The sequence below is a fragment of the Candidatus Arsenophonus phytopathogenicus genome, assembly GCF_056113345.1.
In genome coordinates, this window is the sequence record NZ_JBUIOB010000017.1 from 1,289,596 (window position 1) to 1,304,548 (window position 14,953).

Annotated in this window: 26 protein-coding genes and 4 tRNA genes; 29 read left to right on the plus strand and 1 reads right to left on the minus strand. The window is 42.2% G+C overall.

Annotated elements, in window-relative coordinates:
- Positions 1-29: 29 nt before the first annotated feature.
- The gene (gene coaA, locus AC01GB_RS10175; RefSeq protein WP_474451731.1) at positions 30-983 is read right to left on the minus strand and encodes a type I pantothenate kinase; all 954 of its coding nucleotides are present in this window, start codon (positions 981-983) and stop codon (positions 30-32) included.
- A 395-nt stretch (positions 984-1,378) separates the two neighbouring features.
- Here coaA and AC01GB_RS10180 point away from each other — a divergent pair.
- From AC01GB_RS10180 to secY, 29 genes are all read left to right on the plus strand, one after another.
- Positions 1,379-1,454 (plus strand) — tRNA-Thr (locus AC01GB_RS10180).
- A gap of 24 nt (positions 1,455-1,478) precedes the next feature.
- Positions 1,479-1,563, plus strand: a tRNA-Tyr gene (locus tag AC01GB_RS10185).
- Between the two features lie 98 nt (positions 1,564-1,661).
- A tRNA-Gly gene (locus AC01GB_RS10190) sits at positions 1,662-1,736 on the plus strand.
- A 6-nt stretch (positions 1,737-1,742) separates the two neighbouring features.
- Positions 1,743-1,818: transfer RNA gene (locus tag AC01GB_RS10195), tRNA-Thr, on the plus strand.
- A 127-nt stretch (positions 1,819-1,945) separates the two neighbouring features.
- Entirely contained in the window at positions 1,946-3,130 is a 1,185-nt protein-coding gene (gene tuf, locus AC01GB_RS10200) for an elongation factor Tu (RefSeq protein ID WP_474451732.1), read from the plus strand.
- A 165-nt stretch (positions 3,131-3,295) separates the two neighbouring features.
- Positions 3,296-3,499 carry a bacterioferritin-associated ferredoxin gene (bfd, locus tag AC01GB_RS10205; RefSeq protein WP_474451733.1) on the plus strand — a complete coding sequence of 68 codons (204 nt, stop codon included), beginning with the start codon at positions 3,296-3,298 and terminating at the stop codon, positions 3,497-3,499.
- Between the two features lie 148 nt (positions 3,500-3,647).
- The gene (bfr, locus tag AC01GB_RS10210; RefSeq protein WP_474451734.1) at positions 3,648-4,124 is read left to right on the plus strand and encodes a bacterioferritin; all 477 of its coding nucleotides are present in this window, start codon (positions 3,648-3,650) and stop codon (positions 4,122-4,124) included.
- 296 nt (positions 4,125-4,420) lie between these two features.
- Positions 4,421-4,732 (plus strand): 30S ribosomal protein S10, encoded by a 312-nt coding sequence (rpsJ, locus tag AC01GB_RS10215; RefSeq protein WP_474451735.1) that lies wholly within the window; start codon positions 4,421-4,423, stop codon positions 4,730-4,732.
- 32 nt (positions 4,733-4,764) lie between these two features.
- Entirely contained in the window at positions 4,765-5,394 is a 630-nt protein-coding gene (gene rplC, locus AC01GB_RS10220; protein WP_474451736.1) for a 50S ribosomal protein L3, read from the plus strand.
- A 16-nt stretch (positions 5,395-5,410) separates the two neighbouring features.
- Complete coding sequence (gene rplD / locus AC01GB_RS10225; RefSeq protein WP_474451737.1) at positions 5,411-6,016, plus strand: 50S ribosomal protein L4; 606 nt, start codon at positions 5,411-5,413, stop codon at positions 6,014-6,016.
- A complete protein-coding gene (gene rplW / locus AC01GB_RS10230; protein WP_474451738.1) occupies positions 6,013-6,315 on the plus strand; it encodes a 50S ribosomal protein L23 in 303 nt (100 codons plus the stop codon). The genes rplD and rplW overlap by 4 nt, the downstream gene beginning before the upstream one ends.
- Positions 6,316-6,334: 19 nt before the next feature.
- On the plus strand, positions 6,335-7,159 hold the full coding sequence (rplB, locus tag AC01GB_RS10235) for a 50S ribosomal protein L2 (RefSeq protein WP_474451739.1): 825 nt from the start codon (positions 6,335-6,337) through the stop codon (positions 7,157-7,159).
- 14 nt (positions 7,160-7,173) lie between these two features.
- Positions 7,174-7,452, plus strand: coding sequence for a 30S ribosomal protein S19 (rpsS, locus tag AC01GB_RS10240; protein ID WP_032116386.1), 279 nt, complete (start codon positions 7,174-7,176; stop codon positions 7,450-7,452).
- 14 nt (positions 7,453-7,466) lie between these two features.
- Entirely contained in the window at positions 7,467-7,799 is a 333-nt protein-coding gene (gene rplV, locus AC01GB_RS10245) for a 50S ribosomal protein L22 (protein WP_474451740.1), read from the plus strand.
- A 17-nt stretch (positions 7,800-7,816) separates the two neighbouring features.
- A complete protein-coding gene (rpsC, locus tag AC01GB_RS10250) occupies positions 7,817-8,527 on the plus strand; it encodes a 30S ribosomal protein S3 (protein ID WP_474451741.1) in 711 nt (236 codons plus the stop codon).
- Complete coding sequence (gene rplP, locus AC01GB_RS10255; RefSeq protein ID WP_032116388.1) at positions 8,527-8,937, plus strand: 50S ribosomal protein L16; 411 nt, start codon at positions 8,527-8,529, stop codon at positions 8,935-8,937. The genes rpsC and rplP overlap by 1 nt, the downstream gene beginning before the upstream one ends.
- Positions 8,937-9,128: a 50S ribosomal protein L29 gene (gene rpmC, locus AC01GB_RS10260; RefSeq protein ID WP_474451742.1), complete on the plus strand. Its 192-nt coding sequence runs from the start codon at positions 8,937-8,939 to the stop codon at positions 9,126-9,128. The genes rplP and rpmC overlap by 1 nt, the downstream gene beginning before the upstream one ends.
- On the plus strand, positions 9,128-9,382 hold the full coding sequence (gene rpsQ / locus AC01GB_RS10265) for a 30S ribosomal protein S17 (protein ID WP_026823171.1): 255 nt from the start codon (positions 9,128-9,130) through the stop codon (positions 9,380-9,382). The genes rpmC and rpsQ overlap by 1 nt, the downstream gene beginning before the upstream one ends.
- Positions 9,383-9,562: 180 nt before the next feature.
- Entirely contained in the window at positions 9,563-9,934 is a 372-nt protein-coding gene (rplN, locus tag AC01GB_RS10270; protein WP_474451743.1) for a 50S ribosomal protein L14, read from the plus strand.
- A gap of 12 nt (positions 9,935-9,946) precedes the next feature.
- The gene (gene rplX / locus AC01GB_RS10275) at positions 9,947-10,261 is read left to right on the plus strand and encodes a 50S ribosomal protein L24 (RefSeq protein ID WP_474451744.1); all 315 of its coding nucleotides are present in this window, start codon (positions 9,947-9,949) and stop codon (positions 10,259-10,261) included.
- A 15-nt stretch (positions 10,262-10,276) separates the two neighbouring features.
- The gene (gene rplE / locus AC01GB_RS10280; RefSeq protein ID WP_474451745.1) at positions 10,277-10,816 is read left to right on the plus strand and encodes a 50S ribosomal protein L5; all 540 of its coding nucleotides are present in this window, start codon (positions 10,277-10,279) and stop codon (positions 10,814-10,816) included.
- 12 nt (positions 10,817-10,828) lie between these two features.
- Positions 10,829-11,134 (plus strand): 30S ribosomal protein S14, encoded by a 306-nt coding sequence (gene rpsN / locus AC01GB_RS10285; RefSeq protein WP_474451746.1) that lies wholly within the window; start codon positions 10,829-10,831, stop codon positions 11,132-11,134.
- Between the two features lie 33 nt (positions 11,135-11,167).
- The gene (gene rpsH / locus AC01GB_RS10290) at positions 11,168-11,560 is read left to right on the plus strand and encodes a 30S ribosomal protein S8 (protein ID WP_026823166.1); all 393 of its coding nucleotides are present in this window, start codon (positions 11,168-11,170) and stop codon (positions 11,558-11,560) included.
- Positions 11,561-11,574: 14 nt separating this feature from the next.
- Positions 11,575-12,108 carry a 50S ribosomal protein L6 gene (gene rplF, locus AC01GB_RS10295; RefSeq protein WP_474451747.1) on the plus strand — a complete coding sequence of 178 codons (534 nt, stop codon included), beginning with the start codon at positions 11,575-11,577 and terminating at the stop codon, positions 12,106-12,108.
- Between the two features lie 9 nt (positions 12,109-12,117).
- The gene (gene rplR, locus AC01GB_RS10300; RefSeq protein WP_474451748.1) at positions 12,118-12,471 is read left to right on the plus strand and encodes a 50S ribosomal protein L18; all 354 of its coding nucleotides are present in this window, start codon (positions 12,118-12,120) and stop codon (positions 12,469-12,471) included.
- A gap of 14 nt (positions 12,472-12,485) precedes the next feature.
- Positions 12,486-12,986, plus strand: coding sequence for a 30S ribosomal protein S5 (rpsE, locus tag AC01GB_RS10305; protein WP_474451749.1), 501 nt, complete (start codon positions 12,486-12,488; stop codon positions 12,984-12,986).
- A 6-nt stretch (positions 12,987-12,992) separates the two neighbouring features.
- Entirely contained in the window at positions 12,993-13,172 is a 180-nt protein-coding gene (gene rpmD / locus AC01GB_RS10310; protein ID WP_290608042.1) for a 50S ribosomal protein L30, read from the plus strand.
- Between the two features lie 3 nt (positions 13,173-13,175).
- Entirely contained in the window at positions 13,176-13,610 is a 435-nt protein-coding gene (gene rplO, locus AC01GB_RS10315) for a 50S ribosomal protein L15 (protein ID WP_026823161.1), read from the plus strand.
- A gap of 7 nt (positions 13,611-13,617) precedes the next feature.
- The gene (gene secY, locus AC01GB_RS10320) at positions 13,618-14,943 is read left to right on the plus strand and encodes a preprotein translocase subunit SecY (RefSeq protein WP_474451750.1); all 1,326 of its coding nucleotides are present in this window, start codon (positions 13,618-13,620) and stop codon (positions 14,941-14,943) included.
- Positions 14,944-14,953 lie beyond the last annotated feature (10 nt).

The following is a 14,953-nucleotide window of genomic DNA, read 5'->3' on the forward strand; positions in this document are numbered from 1 at the left end:
GAAGCTAATCATCGACTCAATGTTTGAAATTATTTTCTTAATCTAACATTTGTAATTGAATGATTAGAGCCTTTAGTCATGATCAAACTGGCTCTTTCTTTGGTTGGTATTATATTCTCTTCCAAATTTATTTTATTAACTTCTTCCCATATTGTTTTAGCTGTATTGATCGCTTCTTCTTGCTCTAATTTAGAATAATGGTAGAAATAGGCGTGAGGGTTGGAAAAAGCGCCTTGGCAAAATTTCAAAAATCGACTGATATACCATTTTTTCAATAAATTTTCCGGGGCATCAACATAAATTGAAAAATCGACAAAGTCAGATACAAAAACATGATGGGAAGCATGTGGATAATCTATTCCGCTTTGCAAAACGTTTAAACCTTCCAAAATAAGAATATCAGGCTGCTCAATCACTTGCTTTTTATCGGGAACGATATCATAAGTAAAATGGGAGTATACCGGAGCGGTAACCTGTTTGACTCCAGATTTTATATCAGAAACAAATTTTACTAAACGGTGCATATCATAGGATTGCGGAAATCCTTTTTTCTTCATTATTTCACGTTCGTTTAAAATCTGATTTGGGTATAAGAAACCATCTGTTGTAATAAGATCAACTTTACGATGCTCGGGCCACCGACTTAATAAAGTTTGTAATAGACGAGCTGTGGTACTTTTACCAACTGCAACACTGCCTGCAATACCGATAACATAAGGTACTTTAGTACCATTAGTACCTAAGAATTGTTGTAAAACTGTTTGTCTACGTAAATTTGAACTGATATAGAAATTAAGTAGCCGTGAAATAGGAAGATAAATTTTATTTACTTCATCCATTGAAATTTCATCATTGATACCCTTCAGTTCCAGCAGCTCTTTATCCGTTAGTAGTTCTAGTGGAACAGAATCACGTAATGTTGCCCAATGTTCACGGTCAAATTCTAAATAAGGTGTTATTGAAAAGTTTTGTTGTTGTTTCATAAGTCAACATTTACCTGTGTACAGGTTATCATAATCATTCATAACCAATAAAAAAATAGATTGCATAATAACGATTGAATATCTTTAGGCGTAGAGTTTTTTCTGTTTTTTGTATTAATTAAATAATTGATAACAATTCATCCGTTTTTTATTTTTAGCAATGAAATAATATTGTATGTTTTACGATACGTTTTTATTAGTGAGAAAAATTTGATGTCATTTTTCACTAGAGTAAATAGTAAATAAAAAATTTATACTGTTGAGTATTTAAACATTTACTATAGAAAAAAGCAGCAAAAAAGGTTAAAGTGAGTGTTTTATAAGCAAAAGAACAAATATTTTAATTTTTTTGTTGCAACATGCTCGTTCTCTACCTAGAATGCGCAGCACCTGACGCCGGCATAGCTCAGTTGGTAGAGCAACTGACTTGTAATCAGTAGGTCCCGAGTTCGACTCTTGGTGCCGGCACCATTAAAAATCTGGATATAAGTAAAAGGTGGGATTCCCGAGCGGCCAAAGGGAGCAGACTGTAAATCTGCCGTCACAGACTTCGAAGGTTCGAATCCTTCTCCCACCACCATAAGTTTCATCTTAAGTGTTCAGCTTAAAATGCTACCTCGATGCAAAATACTTAAGATAAAATTTGCAGCTGATTAAAGTCAGGTAGCCGAGTTCATCGCGGGCATCGTATAATGGCTATTACCTCAGCCTTCCAAGCTGATGATGCGGGTTCGATTCCCGCTGCCCGCTCCAAGATGTGCTGATATAGCTCAGTTGGTAGAGCACACCCTTGGTAAGGGTGAGGTCGGCAGTTCGAATCTGCCTATCAGCACCACTCCTAGAATCTGTTCTTAATTGTTCCCTGATTTTTTCCTGCGAAAAAACAAGCAACGAGTATATGACTTTTACTGTTTGGTTAATGTGGTGTAACCATCGATTCCGTGTCTTAGAGGGATAATCTAATGTCTAAAGAAAAATTTGAACGTAAAAACCCGCACGTTAACGTTGGTACAATCGGCCACGTTGACCATGGTAAAACAACTTTAACTGCAGCAATCACCACCGTATTAGCGAAAACTTATGGCGGTAGTGCACGTGCATTTGATCAAATTGATAATGCACCGGAAGAAAAAGCGCGCGGTATCACAATTTCTACCTCTCACGTAGAATATGATACGCCAATCCGCCATTATGCCCACGTTGATTGTCCAGGCCACGCAGATTATGTAAAAAACATGATCACCGGTGCGGCACAAATGGACGGCGCAATTTTAGTGGTTGCGGCAACCGATGGTCCAATGCCACAAACACGTGAACATATCCTATTAGGTCGCCAGGTAGGTGTTCCTTACATCATCGTTTTCCTGAACAAGTGTGATATGGTTGATGATGAAGAGTTGCTGGAATTGGTTGAAATGGAAGTGCGTGAGCTTCTTTCTCAGTATGATTTCCCAGGAGACGACACGCCGGTAATCAAAGGTTCAGCGTTGAAGGCGCTGGAAGGCGTTGCTGAGTGGGAAGAGAAAATTCTAGAGTTAGCGAAAGTATTAGATGACTACATTCCAGAGCCAGAACGTGCGATAGATAAACCGTTCTTGTTGCCAATCGAAGACGTATTTTCAATCTCAGGCCGTGGAACCGTAGTAACAGGCCGTGTAGAGCGTGGTGTAGTTAAGGTTGGTGAAGAAGTTGAAATCGTTGGAATTAAAGAGACGGCCAAAACGACGTGTACGGGCGTAGAAATGTTCCGCAAACTGCTGGACGAAGGTCGTGCAGGTGAGAACGTAGGTGTATTATTACGTGGTACCAAGCGTGAAGATGTAGAGCGTGGTCAAGTATTAGCAAAACCAGGTTCAATCAATCCGCATACTCAATTTGAATCAGAAGTATATATTTTGAGCAAAGATGAGGGCGGTCGCCACACGCCATTCTTTAAAGGTTACCGTCCACAGTTTTATTTTAGAACGACGGATGTAACGGGCACAATCGAGTTGCCAGAAGGCGTAGAGATGGTAATGCCAGGTGATAATATCAACATGAAAGTGACGTTGATAGCGCCAATCGCGATGGATGAAGGATTGCGTTTTGCGATTCGTGAAGGTGGCCGTACAGTCGGTGCCGGTGTCGTTGCTAAAATTATTGCTTGATTCGATATTGAATTTGAAAAAAGAGGCGAAAGCCTCTTTTTTATGATCGTTGTAAAATTATTACCGATAATCTAATTTTTTGAGTATATAACTCAAACTAATATTGAAATGAAAATCATTATCATTTATTATTGCTGATGAGATTTTAACTGGTCGGTATTAAAAATGTACGTCTGTCTATGTAATCGAATTAGTGATAAAACAATAAAAACTTTAGTTCGCGATAATCACATAACATCCATTAGTGGATTAAAGAAGTGTGTATCTATTGGTAGACATTGTGGAAAATGCTTGCCTCAAGCAACTCAGCTAATTCAAAATGAGCAAATAAATTTATCTGTTGTTACTGATATTGACGCAGTACAATGAATTAATAGAATAAATTTAAATGCTATCAAAGAACCTTTCTAGTTTTAATTAATCAATTCCTCTTCGCTTTTCAATAAAAATATTTTTCTATTCTGTTCGCCTAATAATTTCTATCTACACTTTAGATACTGGAAGTGGAGGATAAAAAATGAAAGGCGATAAAAAAATGATCACCCATTTAAATACATTATTGGGTAATGAGCTTGTTGCAATCAATCAATATTTTTTACATGCCCGTATGTTTAAAAATTGGGGTTTATTACGTCTTAATGATATTGAATATGAAGAATCTATTGATGAGATGAAACATGCTGATAAATATATAGAAAGGATCCTCTTTCTTGAAGGTATACCAAATTTGCAGGATTTAGGTAAATTAAATATTGGTGAGAATGTTGAAGAAATGCTTAAATCAGATTTACTGCTTGAATTGGATGGGGCGAAAGATTTGCGTTCAGCAATTGCTTATGCGGATTCAGTTAGTGATTATGTTAGTCGCGATTTAATGATTGAAATACTAACGGATGAAGAAAAACATATTGATTGGATAGAAACGCAATTGGATTTGATATCAAACATAGGCCTAAAAAATTACCTACAATCTCAGCTGGGTGAAGAGACATGATTTAATTGGTATTTATTGATTAAGATTTTAACAAATATTATTGCATAAGATTTTTATAAATAAATTTTATGCAATTTTTTTATCTACGGCTTGCTCTTATTCTGAAATTACGTATAATGCACGGGCTCTTTAATTCAAGAGCCTGGCCGTAAGGGCTAGTAAGCAGTGAAACTGCGTTAAAAAAAACAATACCTCCGATTTGGAGGTTATTATGGGAACGATTACACTCCCCTATCAATCGAAATGGGTGCGAGGAGTAATTTTTTACGTTTATAAATAGTTGGAGCTCTGGTCTCATGCAGAACCAAAGAATCCGTATCCGCCTGAAAGCCTTTGATCATCGTTTAATTGATCAATCAACTGCGGGAATCGTTGAAACTGCTAAGCGCACTGGCGCTCAAGTACGTGGTCCGATCCCGTTACCTACACGTAAAGAACGTTTTACCGTTCTGATTTCGCCGCATGTTAATAAAGATGCACGTGATCAGTACGAAATTCGTACTCATAAGCGTCTGGTTGACATCGTTGAGCCAACTGAGAAAACCGTTGATGCTCTGATGCGTCTGGATCTGGCTGCCGGTGTAGATGTGCAGATCAGCCTGGGTTAATCAGGTCGTTGCGCGATTGAGAGGTTGAAACAATGATTGGTTTAGTCGGGAAGAAACTAGGAATGACACGTATCTTCACTGAAGATAGTGTTTCTATTCCTGTAACTGTTATCGAAATTGAAAATAACCGAGTGACTCAGGTTAAGAGCCTGGAAACAGATGGTTATAATGCAATTCAGGTTACTACCGGTAGCAAAAAAGCAAACCGTGTAAAGAAACCTGAAGCTGGGCATTTTGCTAAAGCTGGTGTTGAAGCTGGCCGTATCCTACGTGAATTTCGTTTGAGTGAAAACGAAGAGTTTACTGTAGGTCAAAGCATTAGTGTTGAAATTTTTGCTGACGTCAAGAAAGTCGACGTTACTGGTACCTCCAAAGGTAAGGGTTTTGCTGGTACGGTTAAACGCTGGAATTTTCGCACTCAGGACGCTACTCATGGTAACTCCTTGTCACACCGTGTTCCGGGTTCTATTGGTCAAAACCAAACTCCGGGTAAGGTATTTAAAGGCAAGAAAATGGCAGGCCAATTGGGTAATGAACGTGTAACTGTTCAAAGTCTGGATGTAGTACGCGTTGACGCTGAACGTAATCTGCTGTTGGTCAAGGGTGCTGTTCCAGGTGCAACTGGTAGCAACCTGATTGTAAAACCAGCTGTTAAGGCGTAACGTCGAGGAGATAGGAATGGAATTGGTAATGAAAGACGCGCAAAGCGCGCTGACTGTCTCCGAAACTACCTTCGGGCGTGATTTCAATGAAGCGCTTGTGCATCAAGTAGTTGTTGCGTATGCAGCTGGTGCTCGTCAAGGTACTCGTGCTCAGAAAACTCGTGCTGAGGTTTCAGGTTCTGGTAAAAAGCCATGGCGTCAAAAAGGTACTGGTCGTGCACGTGCTGGTTCAGTTAAGAGCCCAATTTGGCGCTCTGGTGGTGTCACTTTCGCAGCGAGACCACAGGACCACAGTCAAAAAGTAAATAAAAAGATGTACCGCGGTGCTTTGAAAAGCATCTTGTCTGAATTGATACGTCAGGATCGTCTAATTGTTGTCGAGAAATTTGCACTGGAAGCGCCGAAAACTAAGCTTCTGGTACAAAAATTAAGGGAAATGGCACTGGATGACGCATTGATCGTCACGAATGAGGTTGATGAAAACTTGTTTTTAGCAGCCCGTAACTTATATAAAGTTGATGTTCGCGATGCAATCGGTATCGATCCTGTTAGCCTAATTGCCTTCGACAAAGTACTTATGACTGCTGATGCTGTGAAGCAAATTGAGGAGATGCTAGCATGATCCGTGAAGAACGTCTGCTAAAAGTACTACGTGCGCCGCATGTCTCTGAGAAAGCTTCTGCAGCGATGGAAAAAAGTAACACCATCGTGCTTAAAGTAGCGAAAGATGCGACTAAAGCAGAGATTAAGGCTGCCGTACAGAAACTGTTCGAAGTTGAAGTCAAAGGTGTAAATACTTTACTAGTTGAAGGCAAAACCAAACGCCACGGTCAGCGAATTGGTCGTCGTAGCGACTGGAAAAAAGCTTACGTCACTCTGAAAGAAGGCCAGAATCTGGACTTCATCGGTGGTGCAGAGTAAGTCGGAGGAGTAAAGAACAATGGCAGTTGTTAAATGTAAACCTACGTCTCCGGGCCGTCGCCACGTAGTTAAAGTGGTTAACCCTGAGCTGCATAAGGGTAAACCTTATGCTCCGTTGCTAGAAAAAAGCAACAAAACCGGTGGACGTAACAATAATGGCCGTATTACTACGCGTCATATTGGTGGTGGTCACAAACAGCATTATCGTCTAATTGACTTTAAACGCAATAAAGATGGTATTGCTGCTACTGTTGAGCGTCTGGAATATGATCCAAATCGTTCGGCGAATATTGCATTAGTTCTCTATAAAGATGGAGAGCGTCGCTATATTCTGGCACCAAAAGGCTTAAAAGCCGGAGACCAAATTCAGTCTGGTGCAGATGCAGCAATTAAAGCAGGTAATGCTTTACCTATGCGTAATATTCCTGTCGGTTCAACGGTTCATAATGTTGAGCTTAAACCGGGTAAAGGTGGTCAGCTGGCGCGTTCAGCCGGTGCTTATGTGCAAATCGTTGCACGTGATGGTAGTTATGTAACTATCCGTTTACGTTCTGGCGAAATGCGTAAAGTACTTTCTGAGTGCCGTGCGACATTAGGAGAAGTTAGTAATGCGGAGCATATGCTGCGTGTTCTGGGTAAAGCTGGTGCTAGCCGCTGGCGTGGAATTCGCCCTACCGTTCGTGGTACAGCGATGAACCCAGTAGACCATCCACATGGTGGTGGTGAAGGTCGTAACTTTGGTAAACACCCAGTAACACCTTGGGGCGTTCAAACCAAAGGTAAAAAGACCCGTAGCAATAAGCGTACTGATAAATATATCGTACGTCAACGTTCTAAAAAATAATTAGAGGATAAACCATGCCACGTTCTCTCAAGAAAGGTCCTTTTATTGACCTGCACTTGCTGAAGAAGGTAGAGAAAGCGGTGGAAAGCGGAGACAAAAAGCCTCTCAAGACTTGGTCCCGTCGTTCAACGATCTTTCCTAACATGATCGGTTTGACCATCGCTATCCATAATGGTCGTCAGCATGTTCCAGTTTTTGTTACCGACGAAATGGTTGGTCATAAATTGGGTGAATTCGCGCCGACCCGTACTTATCGCGGCCATGCGGCCGATAAAAAGGCCAAGAAACGTTAAGGTAGGAGGAAGAGATGGAAACTATCGCTATGCATCGCCACGCTCGTTCTTCTGCTCAGAAGGTTCGTTTAGTGGCTGATCTGATTCGCGGTAAGAAAGTGTCGCAAGCTCTAGAAATTCTGAACTATACCAACAAGAAAGCTGCTGGTTTAGTGAAGAAAGTACTTGAGTCTGCTATCGCTAACGCCGAGCACAACGATGGTGCTGATATTGATGACTTAAAAGTGACGAAAATTTTCGTTAACGAAGGTCCAACTATGAAACGCATCATGCCTCGCGCGAAAGGCCGTGCAGATCGTATTTTGAAGCGCACCAGCCACATTACTGTGGTTGTGTTCGATCGCTGAGACTCTGGAGACTAGCAATGGGTCAGAAAGTACATCCTAATGGTATTCGCCTGGGTATTGTCAAACCTTGGAACTCTACTTGGTATGCGAATACAAAAGAATTCGCTGACAACCTAGACAGCGATTTTAAAGTACGTCAGTATCTGAATAAAGAACTGGCAAAGGCATCTATTTCACGTATCGTTATCGAACGTCCTGCGAAGAGCATCCGTGTAACTATTCACACTGCTCGTCCTGGTATCGTTATCGGTAAAAAAGGTGAAGATGTCGAGAAACTGCGCAAAACAGTAGCAGATATTGCTGGTGTCCCTGCGCAAATCAATATTGCTGAAGTACGTAAGCCTGACCTGGATGCTAAATTAGTTGCTGATAGTATCGCTTCACAGCTGGAACGTCGTGTTATGTTCCGTCGAGCTATGAAACGAGCGGTACAGAATGCTATGCGTCTAGGTGCAAAAGGCATAAAAGTGGAAGTCAGTGGTCGTTTAGGCGGCGCTGAAATTGCACGTACGGAGTGGTATCGTGAAGGCCGTGTGCCATTGCACACCTTGCGTGCTGATATCGATTATAATACTGCAGAAGCGCACACCACTTATGGGGTACTCGGCGTTAAAGTATGGATCTTCAAAGGTGAGATTCTGGGTGGTATGGCTGCTGTTGAACAGGTAGAGAAACCTACAGTTCAACCTAAAAAGCAGCAGCGTAAAGGCCGCAAGGAGAGTCGCTGATGTTACAACCAAAGCGTACGAAATTCCGTAAAATGCATAAAGGCCGCAATCGTGGTCTGGCTGCAGGTACGGATGTTAGCTTCGGCACTTTCGGCCTGAAGGCAGTGGGTCGTGGACGTCTGACTGCACGTCAGATTGAAGCGGCACGTCGTGCCATGACCCGTGCAGTTAAGCGTCAGGGTAAAATCTGGATCCGTGTGTTTCCAGATAAACCTATTACTGAAAAGCCACTTGAAGTGCGTATGGGTAAAGGTAAAGGTAACGTAGAGTATTGGGTTGCTTTGATCCAACCTGGTAAAGTTCTTTATGAAATGGACGGTGTTCCAGAAGAGCTAGCTCGTGAAGCATTCAAGTTGGCAGCAGCAAAACTGCCTATCAAAACCACCTTTGTAACTAAGACGGTGATGTAATGAAAGCAAAAGAGCTGCGCGAAAAAATCGTTGAAGAGTTGAACACTGAACTGCTTAACCTGCTACGTGAGCAATTTAACTTGAGTATGCAGGCAGAAAGTGGACAGCTGAAACAGTCTCACCTGTTGAAACAAGTACGTCGTGATATTGCACGCGTTAAGACTTTATTGACTGAAAAGGCGGGTGCGTAATGAGCGATAAAATCCGTACTTTGCAAGGTCGTGTAACTAGCGATAAGATGGAGAAATCTATTGTCGTTGCTATTGAGCGTATGGTAAAACATCCTTTATATGGTAAGTTTATCCGTCGTACGACCAAATTGCATGTACATGACGAGAACAATGAATGTGGTATCGGTGATCTAGTGGAAATCCGTGAAACCCGACCACTGTCCAAAACAAAGTCATGGACACTTGTTCGCGTTGTAGAAAAAGCTGTTCTGTAATAGGATAGCCATTTCATAATAGAATAAGCGGCTCTTAATAAAGCGGCCGTTTATTTTTTCTGTCCATATTGATGTTGTGGTGTTATAATGCTGCGCCCTCATGTATGGGTAATTGTGCTGCCTCTTCAATTTATAATAAGAAGCGGCTTAGTTGTAGTTGACATTTAGCGGAGCACTAAAATGATCCAAGAACAGACTATGCTGAACGTAGCCGACAACTCCGGCGCACGTCGCGTAATGTGTATCAAGGTTCTAGGTGGCTCGCACCGTCGCTACGCAGATGTAGGTGATATCATCAAAATTACTGTTAAAGAAGCAATTCCACGCGGTAAAGTGAAAAAAGGTGATGTCCTGAAAGCGGTAGTGGTGCGCACCAAGAAGGGTGTTCGTCGCCCTGACGGTTCTGTCATTCGCTTCGATGGCAATGCTTGTGTGTTGTTAAACAATGCAAGTGAGCAAGTTATCGGTACGCGTATTTTTGGGCCGGTAACTCGTGAACTTCGTACTGAGAAGTTTATGAAAATTATCTCTCTGGCACCAGAAGTACTCTAAGGAGCGGGCACAATGGCAGCGAAAATCCGTCGTGATGACGAAGTTATCGTGTTAGCTGGTAAAGATAAAGGCAAACGCGGTAAAGTAAAACAGGTTCTTTCTTCTGGTAAAGTCATTGTTGAAGGGATTAATCTGGTTAAGAAACATCAGAAGCCTGTTCCGGCTCTGAGTAAACCAGGTGGCATCGTCGAAAAAGAAGCAGCAATTGATGTTTCTAACGTTGCAATCTTTAATGTGACAACTGGCAAGGCTGACCGAGTAGGTTTTAGAATTGAAGATGGCAAAAAAGTGCGTTTCTTCAAATCTAACAGTGAAACTATTAAGTAATTTTTGGAGTATACGATGGCGAAACTGCATGATTACTACAAAGACGAGGTAGTCCAAAAGCTGATGACTCAGTTTGGCTACAATTCTGTCATGCAAGTCCCTCGGGTCGAGAAGATCACCCTGAACATGGGTGTTGGTGAAGCTGTTGCCGATAAAAAGCTGCTTGATAATGCAGCTGCTGATTTAGCGGCAATAACAGGGCAAAAACCATTTATCACCAAAGCGCGCAAATCTGTTGCAGGCTTCAAAATCCGTCAGGGCTATCCAATTGGCTATAAAGTGACCCTGCGTGGCGAACGTATGTGGGAATTCTTTGAGCGTCTGATTTTTATTGCTGTACCACGTATCCGTGATTTCCGTGGTTTATCCACTAAATCATTTGATGGTCGCGGTAACTACAGCATGGGTGTACGTGAACAAATCATCTTTCCTGAAATCGATTATGATAAAGTGGATCGTGTACGTGGTTTAGATATTACTATCACCACTAGTGCCAAATCAGATGATGAAGGTCTTGCACTGTTGATGGCGTTTAACTTTCCGTTCCGTAAGTAAGGCAGGGTATTCATGGCTAAACAATCATTGAAAGCACGTGATGTAAAACGTGTAAATTTAGCTGAAAAATTCTTTGCAAAGCGCACAGAATTGAAAGCTATTATTTCTGATGTGAACACATCTGATGAAGATCGTTGGAATGCTGTTCTTAAGCTGCAAACTCTACCACGTGATTCCAGCCCTTCTCGTCGGCGTAACCGCTGTCGTCAAACTGGGCGTCCGCATGGTTTTCTGCGGAAATTTGGTCTAAGCCGTATTAAAGTCCGTGAATCCGCTATGCGCGGTGAAATCCCGGGTCTTAAAAAGGCTAGCTGGTAATTATCACCAATTGAATCACGGGAGTAAAGACAGATGAGCATGCAAGATCCCATTGCGGATATGCTAACCCGTATCCGTAACGGTCAGGCCGCTAATAAAGCTGCGGTCAACATGCCTTCCGCTAAGCTAAAAGTAGCGATTGCTACAGTGCTTAAGGAAGAAGGCTATATCGAAGATTATAAAATTGAAGGCGACATCAAGCCAACATTGGAAATTACATTGAAATATTTCCAAGGTAAGGCTGTTGTAGAAAGCATTCAGCGTGTAAGCCGCCCAAGTTTGCGCATCTATAAGAAAAAAGATGAGCTACCACAGGTTATGGCTGGTTTAGGCATTGCGATTATTTCTACTTCTAAAGGTGTCATGACTGATCGTGCAGCTCGCCAAGCAGGTTTAGGTGGCGAAATTCTCTGCTACGTAGCTTAATTCGGGAGGAAAGAATGTCTCGTGTGGCAAAAGCACCTATCGTCATTCCTGCCGGCGTAGAAGTTAAACTTGACGGTCAGGATATAGCGATTAAAGGTAAAAATGGCGAGCTTACTCGTACAATCCATAAAGCTGTTGAAGTCAAACATGCTGATAATCAATTAATGTTTGCAGCTCGTGAAGGTTTTGCGGATGCATGGACGCAAGCGGGTACGACGCGTTCTTTATTGAATGCAATGGTTATTGGTGTTACCGAAGGCTTCACTAAGGAACTTCAGCTGGTTGGTGTCGGTTATCGTGCAGCTATTGAAGGCAATACTGTAAGTTTGTCCTTAGGTTTCTCTCATTCGGTAGGGCATGAACTGCCAGCAGGTATTACTGCAAAATGTCCTTCACAGACTGAAATTGTGTTGGAAGGAGTAGATAAACAGGCAATTGGCCAAGTTGCAGCAGAATTGCGTGATTACCGTCGTCCTGAACCTTATAAAGGTGAAGGTGTTTGTTACGCCGATGAAATCGTGCGTACTAAAGAGGCTAAGAAGAAGTAAGGTAACACTATGGATAAGAAAGTAGCTCGTATCCGTCGTGCGACCCGCGCACGCCGCAAACTACATGAACTGGGTGCAACGCGCTTGGCGGTACACCGTACCCCTCGACATATTTATGCGCAGGTTATTGCGCCAAACGGTTCTGAAACTTTGGTGGTTGCTTCTACTACAGAAAAAACCATCAATGAGCAAGTAAAGTACACAGGAAACAAAGAAGCCGCAGCAGCAGTTGGTAAATTAATTGCTGAGCGTGCGTTGGAGAAAGGCATCAAAGAAGTTGCTTTTGACCGTTCTGGTTTCCAATATCATGGTCGAGTCCAGGCACTGGCAGATGCTGCCCGTGAAGCTGGCCTTCAGTTCTAAGGTAGAGGTGTAAGATGGCTCACATCGAGAAACAAGCTTGCGAACTGCAGGAAAAGCTGATCGCGGTAAATCGTGTAGCAAAAACCGTTAAAGGTGGCCGTATTTTTAGTTTTACAGCACTAACTGTTGTTGGTGATGGTAACGGTCGTGTTGGTTTTGGCTACGGTAAGGCACGCGAAGTTCCGGCAGCAATCCAGAAAGCGATGGAAAAAGCCCGTCGCAATATGAAAAACGTCGCTCTCAATAATGGTACTTTGTATCATCCTGTAAAAGGTGCTCACACAGGTTCTCGTGTGTTTATGCAACCTGCTTATGAAGGTACGGGTATCATCGCAGGCGGTGCAATGCGTGCTGTTTTGGAAGTCGCGGGTGTTCATAACGTACTGGCTAAAACCTATGGTTCCACGAACCCAATTAATGTTGTTCGTGCAACGCTGGATGCTTTAGACAGTATGAAGTCTCCAGAAATGGTCGCAGCTAAGCGTGGTAAATCCGTCGAAGAAATTCTGGGGTAATGGACCATGGCTAAGACTATTAAAATTACACAATTTCGCAGTACTATTGGTCGTTTGCCAAAACATAAGGCAACCATGATCGGTTTAGGTCTGCGTCGTATTGGTCATACTGTAGAACGTGAAGATACACCAGCGATCCGCGGCATGATCAATTTGGTTTCCTACATGGTTAAAGTTGAGGAGTAACAGATGCGCTTAAATACTCTGTCTCCAGCTGAAGGTGCTAAACATGCACCTAAACGCGTAGGTCGCGGTATTGGTTCCGGTTTAGGTAAAACTGGCGGACGTGGGCATAAAGGTCAGAAGTCTCGTTCTGGCGGTGGCGTACGTCGTGGTTTTGAAGGCGGGCAGATGCCTCTATATCGTCGTTTACCAAAATTTGGTTTTACTTCACGTAAAGCAATGATTACTGCAGAAGTTCGTTTGTCAGACTTTGCTAAAGTTGAAGGCGATGTCATTGATCTGAATACGCTGAAAGCTGCTAATATAGTTGGCATTCAAATAGAATATGCGAAAGTTATTCTTTCTGGTGAAGTTAATCGTCCAGTAACTGTACGTGGTCTTCGTGTAACAAAAGGTGCACGGACTGCAATTGAAGCGGCTGGCGGTAAAATCGAGGAATAAGTTACAGATGGCGAAGCAACCAGGTTTAGATTTTCAAAGTGCTAAAGGTGGAATAGGCGAACTTAAACGCAGGCTTTTGTTTGTTATTGGGGCGCTGATTGTTTTCCGTATTGGTTCTTTTATTCCTATTCCTGGTATTGATGCCACTGTGCTTGCCAAATTGCTTGAACAGCAAAGAGGCACCATCATTGAAATGTTTAATATGTTCTCTGGTGGTGCACTTAGTCGTGCTTCTATCTTTGCATTGGGAATTATGCCGTATATTTCGGCATCGATTATTGTCCAATTACTGACTGTAGTTAATCCACGTCTAGCAGAGATTAAGAAGGAAGGGGAAGCCGGTCGCCGTAAGATTAGTCAATATACGCGTTATGGTACTTTGGTATTAGCGATATTCCAATCTATTGGTATTGCGACAGGTTTACCAAATATGGCTGGAATGCAAGGATTGGTAATCAATCCTGGTTTTCCGTTTTATTTCACGGCCGTTGTTAGTTTAGTGACAGGAACAATGTTTCTGATGTGGCTAGGCGAACAAATTACTGAAAGAGGTATTGGAAACGGTATCTCTATCATTATCTTTGCAGGTATAGTTGCCGGGCTCCCGCAGGCCATTGGCCATACCATTGAGCAAGCTCGGCAAGGCGATTTGCATTTCCTCCTGTTGTTGTTGATTGCAGTTTTAGTATTTGCTGTGACTTATTTTGTTGTCTTTATGGAACGTGGTCAGCGCCGCATAGTGGTTAACTACGCAAAACGTCAACAAGGTCGTCGCATTTATGCTGCACAATGCACACATTTACCATTAAAGGTAAATATGGCAGGTGTTATTCCTGCAATTTTTGCTTCCAGTATTATACTGTTCCCAGGTACAATAGCTTCCTGGTTTGGTGATGGAACAGGTTGGGGTTGGTTGACAGCTATTTCAATGTATTTGCAGCCAGGACAACCGCTTTATGTGTTACTTTATGCATTTGCAATCATCTTCTTCTGTTTCTTTTATACGGCGTTAGTTTTTAATCCGCGAGAGACAGCAGATAACCTGAAGAAGTCCGGTGCATTTGTACCAGGAATTCGTCCGGGAGAGCAAACGGCCAAGTATATTGACAAAGTAATGACACGCCTAACATTAGTAGGTGCATTGTATATTACTTTTATTTGCTTAATCCCGGAGTTCATGCGTGACGCAATGAAAGTTCCATTCTATTTTGGTGGTACTTCACTTCTAATTGTCGTCGTCGTTATTATGGACTTTATGGCTCAAGTGCAAACTCTTATGATGTCCAGTCAATATGCGTCTGCATTGAAAAAGGCAAATCTTAAAGGCAAATAATTGTCTTTAA

What these genes read in the sequence shown, in the direction of transcription:
- rpsS (WP_032116386.1), top strand. Translation starts at nt 7,174, where the DNA reads ATGCCACGTTCTCTCAAGAAAGGTCCTTTTATTGACCTGCACTTGCTG.
- bfd (WP_474451733.1), top strand. Translation starts at nt 3,296, where the DNA reads ATGTACGTCTGTCTATGTAATCGAATTAGTGATAAAACAATAAAAACT.
- rpsC (WP_474451741.1), top strand. Translation starts at nt 7,817, where the DNA reads ATGGGTCAGAAAGTACATCCTAATGGTATTCGCCTGGGTATTGTCAAA.
- rplB (WP_474451739.1), top strand. Translation starts at nt 6,335, where the DNA reads ATGGCAGTTGTTAAATGTAAACCTACGTCTCCGGGCCGTCGCCACGTA.
- rpsJ (WP_474451735.1), top strand. Translation starts at nt 4,421, where the DNA reads ATGCAGAACCAAAGAATCCGTATCCGCCTGAAAGCCTTTGATCATCGT.
- rplR (WP_474451748.1), top strand. Translation starts at nt 12,118, where the DNA reads ATGGATAAGAAAGTAGCTCGTATCCGTCGTGCGACCCGCGCACGCCGC.
- rplO (WP_026823161.1), top strand. Translation starts at nt 13,176, where the DNA reads ATGCGCTTAAATACTCTGTCTCCAGCTGAAGGTGCTAAACATGCACCT.
- rplD (WP_474451737.1), top strand. Translation starts at nt 5,411, where the DNA reads ATGGAATTGGTAATGAAAGACGCGCAAAGCGCGCTGACTGTCTCCGAA.
- rplW (WP_474451738.1), top strand. Translation starts at nt 6,013, where the DNA reads ATGATCCGTGAAGAACGTCTGCTAAAAGTACTACGTGCGCCGCATGTC.
- tuf (WP_474451732.1), top strand. Translation starts at nt 1,946, where the DNA reads ATGTCTAAAGAAAAATTTGAACGTAAAAACCCGCACGTTAACGTTGGT.
- rplC (WP_474451736.1), top strand. Translation starts at nt 4,765, where the DNA reads ATGATTGGTTTAGTCGGGAAGAAACTAGGAATGACACGTATCTTCACT.
- secY (WP_474451750.1), top strand. Translation starts at nt 13,618, where the DNA reads ATGGCGAAGCAACCAGGTTTAGATTTTCAAAGTGCTAAAGGTGGAATA.
- rpsN (WP_474451746.1), top strand. Translation starts at nt 10,829, where the DNA reads ATGGCTAAACAATCATTGAAAGCACGTGATGTAAAACGTGTAAATTTA.
- rplF (WP_474451747.1), top strand. Translation starts at nt 11,575, where the DNA reads ATGTCTCGTGTGGCAAAAGCACCTATCGTCATTCCTGCCGGCGTAGAA.
- rplE (WP_474451745.1), top strand. Translation starts at nt 10,277, where the DNA reads ATGGCGAAACTGCATGATTACTACAAAGACGAGGTAGTCCAAAAGCTG.
- rpsH (WP_026823166.1), top strand. Translation starts at nt 11,168, where the DNA reads ATGAGCATGCAAGATCCCATTGCGGATATGCTAACCCGTATCCGTAAC.
- coaA (WP_474451731.1), bottom strand. Translation starts at nt 983, where the DNA reads ATGAAACAACAACAAAACTTTTCAATAACACCTTATTTAGAATTTGAC.
- bfr (WP_474451734.1), top strand. Translation starts at nt 3,648, where the DNA reads ATGAAAGGCGATAAAAAAATGATCACCCATTTAAATACATTATTGGGT.
- rpmD (WP_290608042.1), top strand. Translation starts at nt 12,993, where the DNA reads ATGGCTAAGACTATTAAAATTACACAATTTCGCAGTACTATTGGTCGT.
- rpmC (WP_474451742.1), top strand. Translation starts at nt 8,937, where the DNA reads ATGAAAGCAAAAGAGCTGCGCGAAAAAATCGTTGAAGAGTTGAACACT.
- rpsE (WP_474451749.1), top strand. Translation starts at nt 12,486, where the DNA reads ATGGCTCACATCGAGAAACAAGCTTGCGAACTGCAGGAAAAGCTGATC.
- rplX (WP_474451744.1), top strand. Translation starts at nt 9,947, where the DNA reads ATGGCAGCGAAAATCCGTCGTGATGACGAAGTTATCGTGTTAGCTGGT.
- rpsQ (WP_026823171.1), top strand. Translation starts at nt 9,128, where the DNA reads ATGAGCGATAAAATCCGTACTTTGCAAGGTCGTGTAACTAGCGATAAG.
- rplP (WP_032116388.1), top strand. Translation starts at nt 8,527, where the DNA reads ATGTTACAACCAAAGCGTACGAAATTCCGTAAAATGCATAAAGGCCGC.
- rplV (WP_474451740.1), top strand. Translation starts at nt 7,467, where the DNA reads ATGGAAACTATCGCTATGCATCGCCACGCTCGTTCTTCTGCTCAGAAG.
- rplN (WP_474451743.1), top strand. Translation starts at nt 9,563, where the DNA reads ATGATCCAAGAACAGACTATGCTGAACGTAGCCGACAACTCCGGCGCA.